Annotated in this window: 16 protein-coding genes; 10 read left to right on the forward strand and 6 right to left on the reverse strand. The window is 44.5% G+C overall.

Annotated features, from left to right (window positions below; genetic code table 11):
• Nucleotides 1–252 precede the first annotated feature (252 nt).
• On the forward strand, nucleotides 253–1,200 hold the full coding sequence (locus ACX5KA_RS14950) for a DMT family transporter (RefSeq protein ID WP_458731574.1): 948 nt from the start codon (nucleotides 253–255) through the stop codon (nucleotides 1,198–1,200).
• 96 nt (nucleotides 1,201–1,296) lie between these two features.
• Here ACX5KA_RS14950 and ACX5KA_RS14955 read toward each other — a convergent pair whose 3' ends face one another.
• Both ACX5KA_RS14955 and ACX5KA_RS14960 read right to left on the reverse strand, forming a co-directional pair.
• Nucleotides 1,297–4,176 (reverse strand): ATP-binding protein, encoded by a 2,880-nt coding sequence (locus ACX5KA_RS14955; RefSeq protein WP_458731529.1) that lies wholly within the window; start codon nucleotides 4,174–4,176, stop codon nucleotides 1,297–1,299.
• Nucleotides 4,173–5,351 (reverse strand): ABC transporter substrate-binding protein, encoded by a 1,179-nt coding sequence (locus ACX5KA_RS14960; RefSeq protein ID WP_458731530.1) that lies wholly within the window; start codon nucleotides 5,349–5,351, stop codon nucleotides 4,173–4,175. Before ACX5KA_RS14960 ends, ACX5KA_RS14955 begins: the two co-directional genes overlap by 4 nt.
• Before the next feature lie 336 nt (nucleotides 5,352–5,687).
• Between ACX5KA_RS14960 and ACX5KA_RS14965 the strand changes: the two genes are divergently transcribed.
• Entirely contained in the window at nucleotides 5,688–6,185 is a 498-nt protein-coding gene (locus ACX5KA_RS14965; protein WP_458731531.1) for a 3'-5' exonuclease, read from the forward strand.
• A 104-nt stretch (nucleotides 6,186–6,289) separates the two neighbouring features.
• On the opposite strand, the gene ACX5KA_RS14970 is transcribed toward ACX5KA_RS14965, so the two are convergent.
• Together ACX5KA_RS14970 and metK are read right to left on the reverse strand one after the other, a co-directional pair.
• Complete coding sequence (locus ACX5KA_RS14970) at nucleotides 6,290–6,760, reverse strand: hypothetical protein (protein WP_458726982.1); 471 nt, start codon at nucleotides 6,758–6,760, stop codon at nucleotides 6,290–6,292.
• Between the two features lie 241 nt (nucleotides 6,761–7,001).
• Entirely contained in the window at nucleotides 7,002–8,147 is a 1,146-nt protein-coding gene (gene metK / locus ACX5KA_RS14975) for a methionine adenosyltransferase (RefSeq protein ID WP_014948382.1), read from the reverse strand.
• 427 nt (nucleotides 8,148–8,574) lie between these two features.
• Here metK and tkt point away from each other — a divergent pair, with 427 nt between their 5' ends.
• The 4 genes from tkt (at nucleotide 8,575) to ACX5KA_RS14995 (ending at nucleotide 14,088) form a co-directional block, all read left to right on the forward strand.
• Complete coding sequence (gene tkt / locus ACX5KA_RS14980) at nucleotides 8,575–10,566, forward strand: transketolase (protein WP_039219551.1); 1,992 nt, start codon at nucleotides 8,575–8,577, stop codon at nucleotides 10,564–10,566.
• Nucleotides 10,567–10,584: 18 nt separating this feature from the next.
• Nucleotides 10,585–11,595, forward strand: coding sequence for an erythrose-4-phosphate dehydrogenase (gene epd / locus ACX5KA_RS14985; RefSeq protein ID WP_039219548.1), 1,011 nt, complete (start codon nucleotides 10,585–10,587; stop codon nucleotides 11,593–11,595).
• A gap of 116 nt (nucleotides 11,596–11,711) precedes the next feature.
• Nucleotides 11,712–12,887, forward strand: a complete 1,176-nt coding sequence (locus ACX5KA_RS14990; RefSeq protein ID WP_168462786.1) for a phosphoglycerate kinase — start codon at nucleotides 11,712–11,714, stop codon at nucleotides 12,885–12,887.
• Nucleotides 12,888–13,188: 301 nt separating this feature from the next.
• Nucleotides 13,189–14,088, forward strand: a complete 900-nt coding sequence (locus ACX5KA_RS14995) for a fructose bisphosphate aldolase (protein ID WP_202941120.1) — start codon at nucleotides 13,189–13,191, stop codon at nucleotides 14,086–14,088.
• A 156-nt stretch (nucleotides 14,089–14,244) separates the two neighbouring features.
• Here ACX5KA_RS14995 and ACX5KA_RS15000 read toward each other — a convergent pair whose 3' ends face one another.
• Both ACX5KA_RS15000 and ACX5KA_RS15005 read right to left on the reverse strand, forming a co-directional pair.
• Entirely contained in the window at nucleotides 14,245–14,664 is a 420-nt protein-coding gene (locus ACX5KA_RS15000) for a diacylglycerol kinase (protein WP_168462785.1), read from the reverse strand.
• A complete protein-coding gene (locus ACX5KA_RS15005; protein ID WP_458731532.1) occupies nucleotides 14,652–16,259 on the reverse strand; it encodes a phosphoethanolamine transferase in 1,608 nt (535 codons plus the stop codon). The genes ACX5KA_RS15000 and ACX5KA_RS15005 overlap by 13 nt, the downstream gene beginning before the upstream one ends.
• A gap of 293 nt (nucleotides 16,260–16,552) precedes the next feature.
• Here ACX5KA_RS15005 and ACX5KA_RS15010 point away from each other — a divergent pair, with 293 nt between their 5' ends.
• The 4 genes from ACX5KA_RS15010 to ACX5KA_RS15025 all read left to right on the forward strand — a co-directional run bounded on the left by ACX5KA_RS15010 (nucleotide 16,553) and on the right by ACX5KA_RS15025 (nucleotide 20,458).
• Nucleotides 16,553–17,242, forward strand: coding sequence for a response regulator transcription factor (locus ACX5KA_RS15010; protein WP_039230808.1), 690 nt, complete (start codon nucleotides 16,553–16,555; stop codon nucleotides 17,240–17,242).
• Nucleotides 17,226–18,650, forward strand: a complete 1,425-nt coding sequence (locus ACX5KA_RS15015) for a sensor histidine kinase (protein WP_458731533.1) — start codon at nucleotides 17,226–17,228, stop codon at nucleotides 18,648–18,650. Before ACX5KA_RS15010 ends, ACX5KA_RS15015 begins: the two co-directional genes overlap by 17 nt.
• 212 nt (nucleotides 18,651–18,862) lie before the next feature.
• Nucleotides 18,863–19,177, forward strand: coding sequence for a hypothetical protein (locus tag ACX5KA_RS15020; protein WP_230633693.1), 315 nt, complete (start codon nucleotides 18,863–18,865; stop codon nucleotides 19,175–19,177).
• Between the two features lie 195 nt (nucleotides 19,178–19,372).
• Nucleotides 19,373–20,458, forward strand: a complete 1,086-nt coding sequence (locus ACX5KA_RS15025; protein WP_458731534.1) for an efflux RND transporter periplasmic adaptor subunit — start codon at nucleotides 19,373–19,375, stop codon at nucleotides 20,456–20,458.
• The last annotated feature ends 4 nt before the right edge of the window (nucleotides 20,459–20,462 follow it).

Consider the following 20,462-nt stretch of genomic DNA (forward strand, 5'->3'; position numbering starts at 1 on the left):
ATTGTAAGTGTGTGGGGAATGTGCGTCTAAAAGGTCAAAAGAAGCGTCTATCTAGCTAATTACAAAAGCAAAAATCTAAGTATCATCTTTTATAGGAGAGGTGTTGACCCTATGAGCAAAAATGATTGAGTGATAAAAGCAAGCGGCAGCAATCGGTTTATATCAGCGTCACAGTAAAAGCTGATGGGTTAAGTCGAAAGTACAACATGAAAGCATTGTTCAACAGTTAAAGCTAAGAAGGTGAGTAATAGAGTGGAGAAAGCAGTGAATACAAGCGATGTAGTAAAAGGGGTCTTAGCCATTGTTATCGCAAGCTTTCTGTGGGGGACAACAGGTACTGCCGCTCAGTTCGCTCCAGAAATCAGTCCTCTGGCAATCGGTGCCTTTGCAATGGGTATAGGCGGTGTATTGCTTTGTGTTAGTGCCCGAAAATCACTAGTAAAGGATGCACCTATTCTTTTTTCTACACCACTGACCTTTCTGTTTGGCAGTGCATGTGTTGCAATTTATCCGCTGGCCTTTTACAGCTCAATGCGTTTGTCAGGCGTTGCCATTGGCACCGTGGTTTCTATCGCCAGTGCACCACTATTCGCTGCGCTTTTAGAGTACTTTTTAAGTAAAAAGCCCGTGTCTTTAAAATGGTTTATTAGTTTTGTGTTTGGTGCGTTTGGGATTGGCATGTTAGCCATGGGTAAGGCACAGGACGCAATGGCGTTGTCAGCATCTAAAGATGATCAGGTGTTCGGCGTTCTATTGGGTTTAATTGCAGGTTTAACTTACGCTGGATACTCATGGGCCGCGAAGCAACACATTGACGCTGGCGCAAATTCAAAATCTGCCATGGCCGGACTTTTCGGTTGCGCTGCCGTTGCTCTGTTGCCTTCCCTCTGGTTTACCGGTCAAAACTTGTTTGCTAACACTATCCACATTAGCGTTTCACTCTATATGGCTGTTGTGCCGATGTTTCTTGGTTATTTGCTATTTGGCTATGGTCTTCGCACTACCGAAGCGAGTAAAGCTACGCTTATTACGTTAATTGAGCCACTGATTGCGACACTTTTCGCTATTTTTCTGATTGGTGAAGTATTCAAGCCGGTGGGGTGGGTTGGCATGACGCTGGTGTGTCTTTGCCTTTTAATCCAATCGATAAAATTTCCCTTTGCTTTAAAGCGCTATGGATGGGGTCAAGGGCTAAGATAAGGTTACTCTCGGCTTGAAAGTCCATTCTGACGAACTTATCAGAATCAAAATACACATAGCCGGCGATCATCCCTACGGTTTCACCGTAGATAGAGCTCAATGAACAGCGCTTTCTTCGCTATTTCTTTCAATATTTGCCCAATGCTCAACTTTGTCGATGAGGTCAATAGCATCAAAAGGTTTACTTAGGTAATCGTCCATTCCGGCATTAACGCATTGCTCTTTGTCACCTTTCATGGCATTGGCGGTTAGTGCGATGATCGGAACGTTTAAATAGCGTTCTCCGGCCTCACCATTTCTTATGCGTTTAGTTGCTTCAAAGCCGTCCATTTCCGGCATTTGACAGTCCATCAAGACAACATCAAAGGTCACTTTCATTTTGTTCAACGCTTCAAGTGCCTCTAGGCCTGATTTGGCACTCAATGTAGTGTGGTTATTTAGGTGCTGTTTAACAATAACCTGATTAATGTCGTTGTCTTCGACAATTAATACTTTGCGTTTTTTCCCTTTTTCCCGTTTCACTCCTGAGGAGTGGTGAACTGGCTTAAGCAGGGCTTCGTCGGCTTGTTCAAGCATAATAGTGAAAGAGAACGTGCTTCCATGACCTTTAACGCTCTCAAGTTTTATATCGCCGCCCATGAGTTCGCATAATTGTTTGCTAATAGAAAGACCAAGGCCTGTTCCGCCAAATTTGCGAGTTGTAGAAAGGTCTTCTTGGGTAAAGACATCAAAGATTGTACTTTGCTTGTCTTGTGCGATGCCAATGCCGGTGTCTTTTACGCTACATAAAAGCTTAAGGCTGTTATCTGCATTTTGCTGAATGCTGGTGGTGACTTCAATACATCCACTGTCGGTGAACTTCACGGCATTACCTAACAAGTTCGAGAGTATTTGTCTAAAGCGTACATCATCGCCTTGTACAACGTGAAAGCCTTGTAAATCAAAGTGAAAATGTAGCGCTAACCCTTTTTCTTGGCACATAATCGCGTACTGACTTTGAAGGTTTTCAAGCGATTCTAAAATGTCGAATGGGTTTTCTTCAATTTGCAGTTGGCCTGCCTCAATTTTAGAGAAGTCCAAAATATCATTTACGATATGTAAAAGGCCTTGGATACTAAACTTAGCAAGAGACAGGTAGTGCTTTTGCTGCTCAGTGAGTTCAGAGCTAGCCATTAACTGCAAAACACCAGAAATACCGTGTATTGGCGTGCGTATTTCATGGCTCATACTAGCGAGGAAGCTCGATTTAAGATGGGCAGACTCTTCCGCTTTTTCTCGCGCATCCTGAAGATACTGTTCGGTTTGTCGTTGTTGAGTAACGTCCTGTTGAAACCCGATATAGTGAGTGACTTCACCATTTATTTTTACCGGCGTTAAATTCAAACGGTTGTAAAAGGCGCTGCCGTCTTTTTTATAGTTGAGCAGCGTCGTTTCAATAGGCTCGCGCACTGCAATAGCCTCGCGGATTTGGTCAACTGTCTGCTTGCTGGTTTCATCGCCCTGCATCGACCTGCAATTATGACCGATTATTTCTTCACGACTGTAGCCTGTAAGCTCTTCAAAGGCACTGTTTACGTATATTATTGGTTGGCCGACGCGCTTAATGTCCGAAATGATGATCGACACCGTTGCTTCATCCATAGCGTGAGTGAGCACTTTAACGTGACTTTCAAGAGAGCGTTGTTCAGTTTCGTCGCTACCAACATAGATATCACCACGAATATTACCATTAGCATCGGCCAGTGATGTTTTAGTCCAATGAACAAACCGCTCTTGGCCGGTTGATACCGAAAAGTGTGTAAGTTCATTGCTCTGTGAAGAAGCAAGCTTTTGCATAATGAACTTCAAAATACCGTTCTTTTCACCGTACTGGTCATGACAAAAGTCGTCGAAGCGCTTATTAGAAAGTAAAATTTGCTTGTCTTGATCAACCACAACAAGCATATCGCCCATTGACTCCAACACGTTAGAAAACTGTTCGTTAGACAGTGAAACCTCTGTCAAATCCCAAATCAGTTTGTCAAACGCTTCGCGAATATCCGCAAGTTCTTGGGCCTCAACGTCACTATCAAGGCGTAGTGAGGTCTTATCATCACTGTTTAGTCGATTCTTAATGTCATTGTACAAAGTCGAAAGTGTTCGCTCGGCAAGCGTTCCCGTCATACTCACCATATGCAAAATGATAAATACGAAGCCTACAATCATTGCCAGCAATACAATCCCAGTCCATGCGGCTTCTCTGTATGCGGTGATGGTGGGTTTCACGCTGTATAAGGTTAGATTTTGCCAGTCAGCCTTTTTTATAGCGTAGCCGCTGTCATCAAAATCGGAAAAGCTTGAGTTGGGAGCAATGAGTGAGGGCTCACTGCTAAACAGGACACGCCCACTAGAGTCGGTAACAAGCTGGTTAGTCAGTCTGGGATAGGGCGCGAGCAAAGACTGCAAGCTATCCACATACATAACAAGTGCGCCTTCCGCTACGCCTCTAAGTAACACTGGAACGCTTATTAATACGCCGTACTTTGATACCGAGGAGTATGCATTCGATGAACCAAGGGTTTGCTGGCGCCATGCACTACTGAGGGACTCCGGGATAACAGCATTCCAGTTTTTATCAATCACCCGGTTCCCGGCAAAATCAAATAGCGCAAACTCGACACTTTTCGCCTGAGTTAAATTTAACGAGCGGAAAAACATGGGAAGGTAATTATCCCTTTGCTCGAAATCAACCAAGGAATTGATAATGATATCGTTAGCTGCCAAGTCTGCTAGCTGTCTAGTGGTATCGCTAACAATGTAATTGATATCTTGTTCTAAACCATCAACAGATTGTTGTTGAAGGTGGTCGGTTTGTTTAACAATGAAGTGAAAAGAGAGAGCAAACAGAATGATAGACAAAACCGCGACGAGTAAAACCAGTCGCGGAAGCATGCTTGAAAGCAGAAGAGAGCGTAACCTTGGGGGCTGCTGCATCATTGCACGCCCGTTGTTACCAAGTGACCTTTTTCGTTAAACGTAGTCATAAAATAATCCTTTGCCCAGAGTGCATCGTGTCTGTCCTCTGAAAATGGAGCTGTGTAGTGCTTCACTGCACCTTGGACATTTTGAAGAGACTCTAGCGCACCGCGTAATGCGTCTACTTCTATACTACCAGCTTTCGCGGCAGCTGCCGCGATTAAATGAGTTAAATCATAAGCATGAGCCAAACCTGTCACACCACCAATCGCAGTCGCATCCACCAAGCCATACTTACTATAATAGGCTTCTAACAAGCTTTTTGCCTTGGTATTTTTCTGGTGGTTGAAGTGGAAGGTTTGAAGTACTGACACATTGTAGTTAGCGATGGGCTCAGCAAGTAAAGAGGCGAACTGACCCGACGCGACTCCCCAATGCGACACAACAGGGAGAGAGGCGATGCCTTGTTTTGCCATCTCATCGAGTACCACAACACCTTCAGGAACGTTAGTGACAAGAATAATCGCTTCCGCTTTCGTGCTTTTTATTGCCGCGATATCCTCAGAAAAGTCTTTCTGCTGCCAATTTATCCATTGGGTTGCTGTTATATCAATATCATTATTACTTGCAGCTTGTGTTAATGATTCAAGGTTTGAGCGTCCCCATCCTGTTCTTTCCAATACCAACGCGATATTTGAAAGCCCCATATATTTGACGTGATTAATTAGGACTGACGCTGCTTCAGCGTCGCGTACCGACACGCGAAATATGTTATTCGGTGAGTGCCCGTTGTCGATAATAGGCGTCCCCGCTGCCCAAGGAACCAACATCAAAATGTTTTTTTCGTGTATTGGGTCGACTTCAGCGAGAACTACAGGTGTATGAACGCCGCCTACTACCGCAAGTAAATTGGGAGTTTGGGAAAATTGCTCAATGTTATATACACCTCGAGCTGGGTTGCCGCGATGGTCTTTCGCAATAACTTTTATTTGACGACCTAGAATCCCACCAGCGGCATTTATTTCGTCGACGGCAAGCTCGACCCCTCTTGTAATAGCGATGCCACCTTCAACAGCTACCGCTGAAAGATCGGCATCAATACCAATCACCAGAGGTTCCGTTGAACTTAATGCTTTACTTGCAGTAAAAATTGAAAAGACGCAAGCCAGCGAGAGAAAGATAGAAAGTGCACGCATGAATAGGCTACCTAAATGTTAACCTTAAAAGTGTATAGCAATGCGCTCAGTCTTTTAGCGTAAACGTCTTATCCTTTAGTATAAGTTTGATGCTTTTTTGAGAGCTTTTACGAGATTTTTGAGCGCTGGCGACGGGTTGGTGTACTAAACGAGTGCGCATTAATTGTGGCACGATTCTACTATTAGCTTATATTTCGAGAAGAGTGGTTGTACATTTGCTAAACAGTGCTCGACGTTGTTTAGTTGTTCCTCTGGTGACGAGGTAGCAGTAAAACCGCCTGATAAAAATGGTTTGCGTATGTTGCAAGCAAGGATAAACAGCGGTTTGGAGCGTGAGTGCGAAAGAATACCCTGCCAACAATAATAGACATTGAAGCAAGTGGATTTGGCGCAGCGAGTTACCCTATTGAAATAGGTATCGTGCGCTATGATGGTGCAAAGTGGTGTAAGCTACTTCGGTCCTTTGACTCGTGGGTTCACTGGGATCGAAAAGCGGAGTCACTGCACGGCATAACGCAGCAGATGCTGCAAACTCGAGGAGAAGAGCCTCGAAAAGTCTGTGTTGAGTTAAATAACTTCCTTGGCAATACGGTGGTTTACAGTGACGGTTGGGTCGTTGATAACCCGTGGCTAATTAAGCTCTACGCCGCAGCGCAGGTAGAAATGTCTTTTACGTGTAGAGCATTGGAATATATTTTGTCTGAAGCACAAATGAATCAATGGCATGAGGTGAAAAGCCGTCTTGCGAGCCAACTTGATGTTAAGCGTCATAGAGCGAGTTCCGACGCGATGGTAATTCAACAGACTTACGCAAAAACCTTATCATTGGCATAACGGCAACTACGTTTCGTCTTTATGATGGGGTGTAATACTAAAAGCGCACTGTGAATGCAATGTAGCGGTGACCTAAAACAAGGATGACTTAAAACAAGGATGACTTAAAACAAGTAATTGACGCCCAATGAGAGAGCCATATTCTCTTCTTCCCCAACTTGCCTATGTTCAAGTTCTACCGCCATGTTTAAACCCTCGCTTTTGCCAAGCAGCCAGCCCAACCGAGTAAAAGTACCTACATCATGTGGTAAATAAAGCCACTCTGCGTAATGCTGAAAGGCGGTATTGTTGGTTTTGTACGTTGCATAGACCTTTTGCGGAACCCAAGTGTTAAACCGCCTGCTGGCGCTAAACATACCTTGTGACCCCGCTGGGTAGGTATAACTGTTGTCGTATAGATAAGTTTCGGTTGTAGATTGAATGCGGTACATACTATTTAGCTGCCACCGGGCTATTTTTTTGCTTTTGAATTGGATGGGGCTGTAGTGGGAAGCATTCATTTCCGCGAGCACGGGGGAAGCCGCCATAGACGCAGCCAAAGTAAGTGCCAGAAGAATACCAGTAACCACGTTCATGGAAGTGCCCAAGTTGTTGTTATCATGGCTTGTAAACAACCAGAAACTACAAGCGATAGTGTGTTCATTATTTAAGCATAGCTGTAAAAAATAAATGATGAAAATATTCTTTGCTGTTTTTTAATTTGTTTCGTTGATTTTGCTAGCCAAATAAAAAACGCCGCTAGTTTATACAAACACTTCTGTGTAAAGCGTTACAAAAACTGAGCGGCGCATTTAAAAGCGTTATTTGGTTATCGAATTAAATCGATGCTTTTAACGCTTCTGCTTTATCTGTTGCTTCCCATGGGAATTCGTCACGACCAAAGTGACCGTACGCAGCCGTTGGGCGGTAAATAGGGCGCTCAAGGTCTAGCATTTGAATAAGTCCATACGGGCGTAGGTCGAAATGTTCACGGACCAGTGCCACTAACGTTTTCTCATCTACCACACCTGTACCGAAGGTATCGATGCTGATAGACGTTGGCTCTGCTACACCAATGGCGTAAGACACTTGAATTTCACAGCGCTTAGCAAGACCTGCTGCAACAATATTCTTAGCAACGTAACGACCCGCGTATGCTGCACTGCGGTCTACTTTTGATGGATCTTTACCAGAGAACGCGCCACCACCGTGACGGGCCATACCACCGTAAGTATCAACAATGATTTTACGACCTGTTAAGCCACAGTCGCCCATTGGACCACCGATAACAAACCGTCCCGTTGGGTTAATGTGAAAGCGTGTATTTCCATCAATCCATTCACTAGGCAGCACTGGCTTAATAATTTCTTCCATTACCGCTTCGCGAACTGTTTCAGTGCTTACTGAATCACAGTGCTGGGTTGAAAGCACAACCGCGTCGATGCCAACAGGCTTGTCGTTTTCATATTTGAAAGTAATTTGGCTTTTAGCATCTGGGCGTAACCAGTCTAGCTTACCAGATTTACGCACTTCGGCTTGTTTTTGAACAAGGCGGTGAGAGTACGTGATTGGCGCAGGCATTAGTACGTCAGTTTCGTCGCTAGCGTAGCCAAACATTAGACCTTGGTCACCCGCACCTTGTTCTTCAAGGCTTGCGCGATCAACACCTTGATTGATGTCCGGTGACTGTTTGCCAATAGCATTTAATACCGCACATGAATCAGCGTCGAAGCCCATATCTGAGTGCGTGTAGCCAATTTCTTTAACTGTTTTTCGGGTAAGCTCTTCAATATCTACCCATGCAGAGGTAGTTACTTCACCACCCACTAAAACCATACCGGTTTTTACATACGTTTCGCAGGCCACCCGAGCGCGAGGATCTTGTTCTAAAATAGCGTCAAGAACCGCATCTGAGATCTGATCAGCAATTTTGTCCGGATGTCCTTCAGACACTGACTCGGATGTGAATAAATGCGTGGCCATAAATGCTCCGTAAGCGTTAAATTATCAAAATAGTCGTATATTGTACTAAAACAAGTTATAAATACCAGTCTTTACTTCTAGACGTCTAAAAGTCTCTTCGTTACGAATAGTTGACACAACCCGATCACTAATGGGGTTATCCAGGACGAAATTGGTAAAGCGAATGATGTACTAGTAAAACCAGACGTTAGATATAACCGTTTTTGATGTATTGGGAATACGTGATGGATAAGGTATAGACCATTTTTTACTAAGACTTTCACTATTGGCAATCAAAACCCATTGAACTGTAAGGTGGCATAGGTAAGAATAACGCCACATTCATTCGTATAAAGAAGTAGAGCGAACGCCTTACCTCTACGCTCGTCTAGCTTGCCTAGCCCGCTAAGATACGAAACAAAAGATACAAAATAAATCAGGAGACAACATGCCCTCTCGTCGTGAACTCGCCAATGCAATCCGTGCATTAAGCATGGATGCCGTTCAACAAGCTAAATCTGGTCACCCAGGTGCCCCAATGGGGATGGCTGATATCGCACAGGTACTATGGGGTGATTTCTTATCACACAACCCTGCAAACCCATCTTGGGCTAACCGCGATCGCTTTGTGCTTTCAAATGGTCACGGCTCGATGCTGTTGTACTCTCTTCTTCACCTTTCGGGCTACGAACTGCCAATAGAAGAATTAAAGAACTTCCGCCAATTGCATTCAAAAACGCCAGGCCATCCTGAGTACGGTTATGCGCCAGGTGTTGAAACGACCACTGGCCCACTAGGCCAAGGTATCAGTAATGCTGTGGGTATGGCGCTTGCCGAGAAAGTGCTAGCGGCACAATTCAACAAAGATGGTCACAATATTGTTGACCACCACACCTACGCATTCTTAGGCGATGGCTGCTTGATGGAAGGTATCTCACACGAGACATGTTCACTAGCCGGCACACTAGGCCTTGGTAAGCTTATCGCGTTTTGGGATGACAACGGCATTTCAATTGATGGCGAAGTAGAAGGCTGGTTCACTGACGATACACCAGCACGCTTTAAGAGCTACGGTTGGGAAGTGATCGATGGCGTTGACGGTCACGATGCAGAGCAAGTAAAAGCCGCTATTGAAAAGGCGCAAGCGAACACCGCGCAGCCTACGCTTATTTGTTGTAAAACCACTATTGGCTTCGGCTCGCCTAATAAAGAAGGTACCGAGTCTTGTCACGGTGCACCACTAGGTGAAGATGAAATTGTAGCCACTCGCGAAAAGCTTGGCTGGAGCCATGGCGCGTTCGAAATTCCAGACGATATTTACGCGGGTTGGGATGCTAAAGAGAAAGGTTCAAACGCGGAGAGCGCGTGGGATGACGCTTTCGCGGCATACGAAGCCGCTTACCCAGAGCTTGCGGCAGAGTTCAAACGCCGCGTAAATGGCGAGTTGCCAGCAGATTTCAGCGAAAAAGCAGATGCAATTATTGCTGAGCTTCAAGCTAACCCACAAAATATTGCTTCACGTAAAGCGTCGCAAAATGCACTAAACGCATTTGGTCCACTACTTCCTGAGCTATTAGGCGGCTCTGCTGACCTTGCTGGTTCTAACCTTACTATTTGGGAAGGCAGCAAAGGCGTTGAAGCGAACGATGCGTCAGGTAACTACATTTATTACGGTGTACGTGAGTTTGGTATGTCTGCCATGATGAATGGTATTGCCCTTCACGGTGGCTTTAAGGCATACGGTGCAACCTTCCTAATGTTCATGGAATATGCACGCAATGCGGTACGTATGGCAGCGCTAATGAAGCAGCCTGCAATTTTCGTTTACACCCACGATTCAATTGGTCTAGGTGAAGACGGCCCAACACACCAGCCAGTAGAGCAGGTGGTTGCGCTACGTGCAACGCCTAATCTTGATAACTGGCGTCCTTGTGATCAGGTTGAGTCTGCTGTGTCGTGGAAGTCTGCTATTGAGCGCACTGACGGCCCAACAACACTAATCTTCACACGCCAAGGCTTAGCACAGCAAGAAAGAACGGCTCAACAAGTTGCAGATATCGCTAAAGGCGGTTACGTACTTAAAGACTGTGAAGGTACGCCAGAGCTTATTCTTATTGGTACCGGTTCTGAGGTTCAGCTAGCCGTTGAAGCAGCAGCGAAACTGACCGAGCAAGGCAAAGCCGTTCGCGTGGTGTCTATGCCATCAACTGACGTATTTGACCGTCAGTCTGCTGACTACCGTGAAAGTGTACTACCTTCTAGCGTAGTTAAACGCGTGGCGGTTGAAGCCTTGTCTAAAGATAGCTGGTACAAGTACGTTGGCTTTAATGGTGCTATCGTAGGCATGGACACCTTTGGTGAATCTGCACCTGCGGGCGACCTGTTCAAGCACTTCAACATTACCACTGACGCTGTAGTAGAGGCTGCACTGTCTCTGTAAGAGGTAATAGATAAGCCTATGGTAAATATTGCCATAAATGGGTTTGGTCGTATTGGTCGTAACGTGTTGCGCGCGCTGTATGAAAGTGGGCGCAACAACGAATTTAACGTGGTGGCCATTAACGACATTGCTAAACCCGAAGGCATAGCACATTTACTTAAATACGACACCGCCCACGGGCGGTTCCGTTTTGATGTGGCCTTAGAAAATAACACGCTTAATGTCGCAGGTGACGATATTACGCTGCTTGCGGTAAACGATATTAAAGACCTACCCTGGAAAGACTTAGGCGTTGATATTGTGCTTGAGTGTACGGGCAAGTTTGATGACAGAGCATCGGGGCAAGCACATTTAGATGCAGGCGCTGGCAAAGTGCTTTTCTCGTCACCCGGGTCACCAGATTTAGACAATACGGTCATTTTCGGAACCAACGAAGACACGTTGACCAGTGAACAAAAATTAGTCTCCAACGGCTCTTGCACCACAAACTGCATTGTTCCTGTTATCCAAGCGCTAGACGCTGCGTTCGGTGTTGAAAGTGGTACGATCACAACCATTCACGCGTCTATGCACGACCAGCAAGTTATCGACGCCTATCACGAAGATTTGCGCAGAACCCGTGCTGCAAGTCAGTCGATTATTCCCGTTGATACCCGACTTGCTGCCGGTATAGAGCGCATTCTGCCTAAGTTTGCGGGAAAATTCGAAGCCATTGCGGTTCGAGTGCCAACTATCAATGTTACTGCCATGGATTTGAGTGTAACGCTTCAATCTAAGGTAACGATTGAGCAAGTGAACCAAGCCCTTCGCAATGCAAAAGCGGGGCGTTTACAGGGCATTTTGGACTACACCGAAGAGCCTTTGGTGTCGGTAGATTTCAATCACGACCCTCACTCGTGTATTGTAGATGGCACACAAACAAGAGTCAGTCACAAACAACTGGTTAAAACACTAGTATGGTGTGACAACGAATGGGGTTTTGCAAACCGTATGCTCGATACCGCAAAAGTGATGTTCGACGCAAAATAAAGCATTGATGCTGCCAAGGGTTGGTAGCACCAGCCCGCGCAGCTTTCACAGTTAATTTGAGCGTGTCTTACCTTCAAAACACGCTCTACTGAATTTAAATTAACATAGGAAAGACGATGGCAATTCCAAGCATGAGCGATATGGCCCTAAAAGGTCAGCGCGTATTAATTAGACAAGATTTAAACGTGCCGGTAAAAGACGGCAAAGTAACTTCTGATGCGCGTATCAAAGCATCAATCCCTACGATTAAAGCAGCCCTAGACGCAGGTGCGGCAGTTATGGTGATGTCTCACCTTGGTCGCCCTACTGAAGGCGAGTCTGCTGATGAGTTCTCTCTTCAACCTGTTGTTGATTACCTTAACGACGCCCTAGATGTGCCGGTAAAGCTAGTAAAAGATTACCTAGACGGTGTTGAGCTTAGCGAAGGTGAGCTCGTCATTCTTGAAAACGTTCGCTTCAATAATGGCGAAAAGAAAGACGACGAGACACTGGCAAAGCAGTACGCTGCACTATGCGATATCTTTGTAATGGATGCCTTCGGGACTGCTCACCGTGCACAAGCGTCTACCCATGGCGTTGCTAAATTCGCACCAAAAGCCTGTGCTGGCCCATTACTTGCTGCGGAACTAGATGCACTAGGCAAGGCGCTGGATAACCCTAAACGCCCAATGGTTGCTATTGTCGGTGGCTCTAAAGTATCAACCAAGTTGACCGTGCTAAAAACATTGGCCGAAAAAGTAGACCAGCTAATTGTGGGCGGTGGTATCGCCAATACCTTTATCGCGGCACAGGGCCACAATGTAGGTAAATCGTTGGTAGAAATGGACTTAACCGAACAAGCCACGCAGCTTATGAACGAAGCGCAGGCGAATGGCGGAAATATTCCAGTACCGACAGACGTAGTAGTGGGTAAAGCGTTTGATGAAAACACCGAAGCTACGCTTAAACTTGTCAGTGAAGTTGCCGACGACGACATGATTTTTGATATCGGTCCAGACTCGTCAAAAGCGCTAGAAGATATCATCAAAAACGCGGGTACTATAGTATGGAATGGTCCCGTAGGCGTATTTGAATTTGAACAGTTCAGTGCTGGAACAAAAGCGCTGTCTGAAGCGATTGCGGCAAGCGACGCATTCTCAATCGCAGGTGGTGGTGATACACTAGCAGCAGTTGATAAATACGGGATTGCCGATAAGGTCTCTTATATTTCAACAGGTGGTGGCGCGTTCCTAGAATTCTTGGAAGGCAAAACACTACCAGCGGTAGCAGTACTAGAAGAAAAAAATAAATAAGCCTGGGCGCTGCATGTAAACGCAGCGTTTTAAAGCTCTAGATAGCTGAGGCCTAGTACAAACGTTACCCCATAGGTGTCACGCTCAGTAACAGCATTTTTGAGCGTGACCTTTTAATCGGAAACGATTACACCTGCGAAACAGTGAAGTACGCAGGCATAAATACCAATTTTATTACAGATGTGTTTACTTAAGGTGCTGGCATGCTGCGTCTGAGACAAACAGATCTTTAATAGAATTGGTATAACAATAAACCCTACACCTGTCTATTAAGGCAGTAATATACAAAAGGAGTGTTGCAATGGCATCACAAGCTCAGCAGGCAATGCTGGATAAACTGAAGACGCAAACCGGTTTTATTGCAGCGTTAGATCAAAGCGGCGGTAGTACCCCTAAAGCGTTACGCTTATATGGCATCGAAGAGTCAGAGTACAGCTCAGACGAAGAGATGTTTAATCTTGTTCACGAAATGCGTACGCGCATTATCACCAGCACCCCTTTTAGCGGCGAGCGCGTTCTTGGCGCAATCTTGTTTGAAAACACCCTTGATAGAGAAATTGAAGGCATGTCTTCTGCACACTACCTGTGGCAGAAAAAGCGTGTTATTCCTTTCTTAAAGGTAGATAAAGGTCTAGCTGAAGAAAGCAATGGCGTTCAAGTAATGAAGCCAATGCCTGGTCTTGATGCACTGCTAGCTAAAGCGGTAGCGCAAAACGTGTTTGGCACTAAGATGCGAAGTGTTGTTAAGCTTGCGAATCACCAAGGTATTAAAGATGTTGTTGCTCAGCAATTTGAAGTGGGTAAGCAAATCTTAGCCGCAGGTCTTGTTCCGATTATCGAGCCAGAAGTAGACATCCACAGCCCACAAAAAGCGGAAGCTGAAGCTCTTCTTAAATTAGAGATCCTAACGCAGCTAAACCTTCTAAACGAAGGCCAGGAAGTTATGCTCAAGCTAACGCTTCCGACAGAAGCTAATTTCTACAAAGAGCTTGTTGATCACCCTCGCGTGCTTAAGGTTGTAGCGCTTTCTGGCGGCTATAGCCGTGAAGAAGCAAATGCGAAACTGGCAGAAAACCAAGGTATGATTGCGAGTTTCTCTCGAGCATTGACCGAAGGCGTTTCTGCAAAGCAGTCTCAGGAAGAATTCGAGGCAACGCTAGATAAAGCGATTGAAGATATTTACCAGGCCTCTAAGGCGTAATCTTCTCTTTTGTCAGCACTTCTAAAGAGCGCCTAATGGCGCTCTTTTTCGTTACTAGTTCTTTTGAAGTATTGTGACACCTTCAACTTAATAAGCTCATCTTTATAACCTTGCTAAAGGGATGCCTCTGGGGAATTAAAGTCTTAACTAATACCTTTATATGTGGCTATAAAATACGCCCGCCCACAACACACATGCAATAACGATGGATAGAAAAACGCCTGCTGATGCTAAGTCTTTTGCTAACCCTGATAGGGCATGAAACTCTGTACCTATTCTGTCGACGGTGACTTCAATTGCCGTATTGATGATTTCCGCAAATAAAATGAAAAAAATGGAAGACATTAAAATTGCACGTTCAAGAAAAGGAATTGACCAAAAAGCAAGAACCACGAATGCCACAGCGGCTAGACTGAGTTCTTGTTTAAATGCAGCTTCGTTTTTAGTAAGCCAGCTAAACGCTCGAAGTGAATTCTTTAGAGCCTTAAATACTCGACGCAGGCCTTTTGGTTTGTTACTTGGGTCGAAGTGCGAGGTGGTACTAACCACAGGGTTTGATTCATTTAGGCTTCGCATTGTTTAAAGATATCCATAGTAGGTTGGTAAGTAATACTCTTTACACTTGATAAACCAAGTAACGTGTCAAACAAGTTGTCTTGAGAGTAAGGGTGGTTGGCCAGGTTTTTAATACAATTTCGGTAGCCTGAATCTTCAAACTTCGACGCCCAAAAAAGCATAGGAATGTGAGTCTGTTCTTGCGGTGCAATTTGATAAGGGAATCCATGTAGATAGAGTCCTTTTTCACCCAAAGATTCACCGTGGTCAGACAGGTATAGCATGGAAGCGTTTGGCACATTTTTTAATGTATTAACAATCTCTCCAAGTACATAGTCAGTGTACGCAATGGTATTGTCATACGTGTTGATAAGCGCCTGCGAATCACAGTTTTGAATATCACTTCTAGGACAGTCGGGAGAGAATTTGGCAAATTCAGCGGGGTATCTTCGATAGTAGGTAGGGCCATGAGAGCCTATCATATGAAGAACAATAACCCTGTTAGTTGTCGCAGGTGATGACAAAACGTCCTTCAAAAGCTCGTTGAGTAAAACATCGTAGCAAAAATCACCGTCACATAAACTAGGATCTCGGGATGGGTCAAATGCAATAGTTTCAACTCTTTTGCACACCCCCTTGCAGCTACTATTATTGTCTATCCATGTCACATCAGCGCCAGCCCGATGTATGATATCAAGCACATTATCCTGACTTTCCGCAATGCGAACATCATAGCTTTGCCTTGAAAGTCGAGAAAACATACAGGGTACTGACACCGCAGTAGCTGTCCCGCATGAGGTCACGTCGTTGAAACTTACCGCGCCTATGTCGTTCATAAAGGGCGTGGTGTTTCTGCTATAGCCATTACTGGCAAACTTGTCTGCCCTTGCTGTTTCTCCAACAACCAGTACAGTCGTAGAAGGCAAAGCGTTATTTCTATTTATTAGAGAAGGTGTCTTGTCCAGTACCTTGTAAGGAAGTGGCGGATAAAAGTAGGTGTCTCTGAGATATTTGTAGCCAGAATCGTAAAATGCATAAGGGATAATATACTTGGCCAAATCTTTATTATTTCTACCCACCGCAGCATAGTCTTTATAAAGGCCAGCAGCGATAACGATTATTCCAACCACTGCTAATACGTTGAGCTTAAGTAAGTGCTTAACTCTAGCAACTAATTTTCCATTAATTTCCTGATTAAAGACGGCAACAACGGGCACCAATCCTAACAAGAAGAAAAAGAGTAAAAGCGTTGAGCTTAGATAGGCAAATGCTTCACCAGAATTGGTCTCCATCACATTTTGAATCATACTCTTATCAAATATCACGCCGTAAGCGACCATACCGTATAAAAGAAGTGAACTGACTAACAGTGTCACTGCCACGGTCAATCTAGGCAAAAGAATGGCGCCTAATAGGCTAAGGGCGATGATATTGAAAAAGGTAAGCAACAATGGAACGGACAGAAAAAATATCCACTGGCCTACTGAAGTTGGCGACACAGCGTGATAGACATTTGAAATAAAAGGGAAGTTGAAAACCAGCGTTATTAAGACTGATGCTATAAAAACAAAATTGGCTAATGAAGGGTTTAAATTTAACGAACGTGGAAATTTCAAAGTCAGTTCTCTTGTGTACTACTTGCAGCACAAGATAACTTTCAAAACTTAAATAAAGCTTAAGCAAAACTTTGGGATTAGCGTTAATGGGAATTTTTATCTAGAACCAACAATTCCAGATGGTTTCCCATTGCAACCCTCTATTCTACATAGAGAAATGGTGTTCGGTTGCTCAAAAAGTCCCCTAGGCCGTCACTTTCTATCGTTAATTAATTCAATATTACTCTCGCCTTCAGTTTATCTTAAGGTTGAGATCATAACCTTCGCGAGGAATAAAAATCGATGAATGAAACATGAGAATACTCCTTATAGAAGATTCATTGTCTTTGAGAAATAGCCTGAGCTTAGGTCTAGAAAAACTTGGCCATTCAGTTGATTTAGCTGCCACAGGGCCCGATGGTTTGAGTATGGCGCTTCTTGGTAGCTACGACATTATTGTATTAGACCGCATGCTGCCAGAACTTGACGGGATGGCTATCTTGAAAACGCTAAGAAAAAGACGGGTAGAGACCAAGGTGCTCATTTTGTCTGCACGTGCCGAACCTGAAGAGAAAGTCGAAGGCTTGTTAGCAGGCGCTGATGATTATCTATCTAAGCCTTTCTCATTTGAAGAATTGTCAGCACGACTTCTCAGTTTGATGAGACGGGGCGTAACAAATTGTATTAACGATCAAATTACTATTAATGGATTAGTATTGGATATTCAAGCCAAGTCTTTTTTACTTGGAGAGCAGGCGATTAGTTTAACGCCGAATGAATATCGCATAGTAGAGTGCATGTTCCTAAACAAAGGCAAGGTCGTCACATCAGAAAAATTAAGTGAATTTATTTCCGGTAGTTATGACCATATCTCAAAAAATGCAATTGAAGCGCACCTCTCTTCAGCGCGAAAAAAAGTAAGGGCGTGTGGCGCTACACTCCCCATTAAAAGTAAGCGAGGATTTGGCTACGTCGTGGTGGAAGGCGATGAAGTCAATACGTAAAACCTTAACGCGACGCCTTTCTATCACTATTTCTTTGCTGGTGATTGTCGTTTTACTCGCCGCAGATATCGGAGTTGACACCTGGGTCCAAAGAGAGTTTAACCAAGGTCTAAAAGCCAAAGTTGGCATGCTTCAAAGCTTAGTCAATGAAGATTTAGACGGCGTTGAGTTTGAGTTCGCCGGCGAGTATTTCCCTGAGTTCGAGGGTGCCTCTTCTCCAGAATACTTTCAATTGTGGTACAAAGGGCAGATTTTCGAAAAGTCGGAATCCCTTGCACTGTACACTGTCGACGAGCTGCCGTTTGAAAACTTAAGTTTAAACGAGGCGGTGATTAACGACATTACGCTGCCAGATGGTCGTTCCGGGCGTATTATTCACACCAAATACGTGCCTCAAATTGACTCTGAAGACCGCGAAGCATTCTATAGCGTCAGAGGCGAAGAGCAGCGCGACCCCATGGTTATCGCATACGCAACCTCCACTGAACTGTTGAATTTTACTCTTTGGTTTATCGATATCGCATTTTTAGTGGCGCTTATTGTAATTCCGTTAATGGTAAGATTCGTCGTGCGCAACACGGTGTCTTACGCGTTGGCACCACTTGATGCATTAAACAACAATATAAGAACTCTAAGGTTTACTGCCACAGACAAGCACGAAGCATTCTCTACAAACGTTTCAGAACTAGAGCCAATCGTCAGCAGCTTGAACCATTTTATAAACGATAACTACGCCCTATACCTTAGAGAGAAAAGACTTACCTCTGACATTGCTCACGAACTTAAAACGCCGGTTTCTGAACTTATCAACCTGGCGGAAGTTGCCATGAAGTTTCCAGGAGAGGAGCGACTCGAAAAAGATTTTAAACCGCAGATTCTTCGCATTGGGATGCGAATGAAAAACATCATTTCCGGTTTGATGTTAATCCAAAAGCACAGTGCTAAGCAGACTCAATTAAACGACCTTATTAATATTAAAGAGCTCGTTGCTCAAGTTGTCGCAAGCAAAGCGGTAGATAATATTAATGTGGTTGCGAAAGAAAGGAGCGACGTGGTTATTCACTCTAACCGAATTGCGGTGGAGTCTATATTTAGCAACTTGTTAGACAACGCTATCGAGCATGGAAAGCATTGTGAGCCGATCAGCGTGCATATAGGCAAAACGCAATCAGGGCAGGCCCAAATAGAAGTGACAAATACAACGCATTCTGAAATTGATGAAAGTGACTTAAGACATATGTTTGAACCCTTGTGGCAAAAGGATGCATCACGTACGTCAGAAGACAACTTTGGCCTAGGGCTATCAATAGTAAGTGCATTGTGCGGTGCGATTGGAGCAGACGTGTCGGTTTATAAGTTGGATCACAACCACATCTCTTTTTCTGTGGCTTTCAAAAAGGCCTCTTAAAATACGTGCTGTTAAAATGCGCTATTGCTTGCAGTAAAAAGATATGACGTACACTGCCACACTCAGGAATTCTGAGTTTGTTTGTAACAAATACGTGCAACCGGTTATTGCCTGCGTTTACTAGCAAGAATGTTTCTTGTAAAAGCGTAATCGCCTGTGTAGCATAACGCCGCAATTTTCCTTATATAATTGAATTTCTGGAATAATCATCGGTGAATAATCATCAGTACATGAAGCAGTACACCATATACGCATTAATTGCGTTGTTGTTTACTTGCTTATCTGGACTCAAACAGGATTACAAGCCAATCACGTTCAAGCATCATTTTGATGCTTCTATTTCCGAATATTCCTTCGAGTTTGATACAGAGGAAAGTGCGCCGGAAGAGCCCGTCCCGCCACAAAATGTTGTGCTGGATTACATTACGGACTCCTTCACGGATACCGCAAAACCACGTCCGCGTGGGCTTTTCAAAACATCCCTTAACTACGCAACGCCGTTAACCCGAGCGCCGCCTATTGCTTAGTTTTTTAGGTTTAGCGGTTATTGGCTACCTAAAAAACACGTTAATTCGATATTCCTAACAACGCGCCAGCGCTTTGCTGGATGTTTTTGCGTGCTTAATTATCAGCGGTGAACCTATTTGCTGAAAGCGCGCTAGTGGCATGCTGTCTTTTTATAAGGCATGTCACGATTAGCCTTTTTATTACGAATTTACATTATGAGCAAAAAAGCACTTCTTGCAGTAAGCATTGTTTCCGCACTTTTAGGTGGTTGTGGACATGAAGAACATGCTGCGCATCACGAAAAACTTCAATTCAACGTTACTCATCCTATCGTACAAGACACAACGCTGGTAAAAGAGTACGTCAGTCAGATACGTGCCATTCAACATATTGAAGTTAGAGCTATGGAAAAAGGCTATCTTCAATCGACCTTTGTTGATGAGGGACAAACGGTAGAACGTGATCAGCCCATGTTCAAAATAATGCCGAACGTATATGAAGCTGAACTACACCGCGCTGAAGCCGAGGCTAAAGCGGTCGAGATGGAGTACAAAAATACAAAGTCGCTTGTTGAACAAAACATTGTTTCTCCTAACGAACTTGCCGTCATAGAAGCGCAGCTTCAAAAAGCTCAGGCTGAAGTTGAACTGGCAAAGACTCACTTAGCATTCACAGATGTCAAAGCGCCGTTCACAGGCAAAATGGACCGACTGGAAGCTCGAACGGGAAGTTTGCTTGATGAGGGTGAACTGCTCACCACATTGTCTGATATCAGCACAATGTGGGTGTATTTCAATGTGCCTGAATCAGAGTATTTAAACTACGCGCAGAACAGCGCATCAAATGATCAAACGTCAGTGCGATTAAAGCTTGCCGATGGCAGTATTTACGCGCATCAAGGCGTGATAGATGCCATAGAAGCTGATTTTGATAATCATACCGGTACCATTGAAATGCGTGCGTCTTTCCCTAACCCAGACCAACTGCTAAGACATGGGCAGACCGGCAATGTCATGGTGGATATTGCCTATCCGGATGCTTTAGTTATTCCTCAGAAAGCCACATTCGAAATTCTCGATCAAAGCTTTGTGTATGTGCTGGATAGCGAGAACAAGTTAGCAACCCGCCACATTAACATCGCTGCAGAACTCCCTAACATCTATCTGGTTTCAGACGGACTAGCGCCGGACGACACTATTTTGATTGAAGGACTGCGAAGAGTTTCGAACGGCGATGAGATAGAGCCTGAACTTATTTCTGCCAGCGACACATTAGCTGAACTGTCACTGCACGCAGAATAAGGGG

This window comes from Alteromonas alvinellae, assembly GCF_902705805.1.

Excerpts from the sequence above, each read along its gene's own strand:
- ACX5KA_RS14960 (WP_458731530.1), bottom strand. The coding sequence starts at position 5,351 with ATGCGTGCACTTTCTATCTTTCTCTCGCTGGCTTGCGTCTTTTCAATT.
- ACX5KA_RS15010 (WP_039230808.1), top strand. The coding sequence starts at position 16,553 with ATGAGAATACTCCTTATAGAAGATTCATTGTCTTTGAGAAATAGCCTG.
- ACX5KA_RS15015 (WP_458731533.1), top strand. The coding sequence starts at position 17,226 with ATGAAGTCAATACGTAAAACCTTAACGCGACGCCTTTCTATCACTATT.
- epd (WP_039219548.1), top strand. The coding sequence starts at position 10,585 with ATGGTAAATATTGCCATAAATGGGTTTGGTCGTATTGGTCGTAACGTG.
- ACX5KA_RS14990 (WP_168462786.1), top strand. The coding sequence starts at position 11,712 with ATGGCAATTCCAAGCATGAGCGATATGGCCCTAAAAGGTCAGCGCGTA.
- ACX5KA_RS14955 (WP_458731529.1), bottom strand. The coding sequence starts at position 4,176 with ATGATGCAGCAGCCCCCAAGGTTACGCTCTCTTCTGCTTTCAAGCATG.
- ACX5KA_RS15025 (WP_458731534.1), top strand. The coding sequence starts at position 19,373 with ATGAGCAAAAAAGCACTTCTTGCAGTAAGCATTGTTTCCGCACTTTTA.
- metK (WP_014948382.1), bottom strand. The coding sequence starts at position 8,147 with ATGGCCACGCATTTATTCACATCCGAGTCAGTGTCTGAAGGACATCCG.
- tkt (WP_039219551.1), top strand. The coding sequence starts at position 8,575 with ATGCCCTCTCGTCGTGAACTCGCCAATGCAATCCGTGCATTAAGCATG.
- ACX5KA_RS14995 (WP_202941120.1), top strand. The coding sequence starts at position 13,189 with ATGGCATCACAAGCTCAGCAGGCAATGCTGGATAAACTGAAGACGCAA.
- ACX5KA_RS15000 (WP_168462785.1), bottom strand. The coding sequence starts at position 14,664 with ATGCGAAGCCTAAATGAATCAAACCCTGTGGTTAGTACCACCTCGCAC.
- ACX5KA_RS14970 (WP_458726982.1), bottom strand. The coding sequence starts at position 6,760 with ATGAACGTGGTTACTGGTATTCTTCTGGCACTTACTTTGGCTGCGTCT.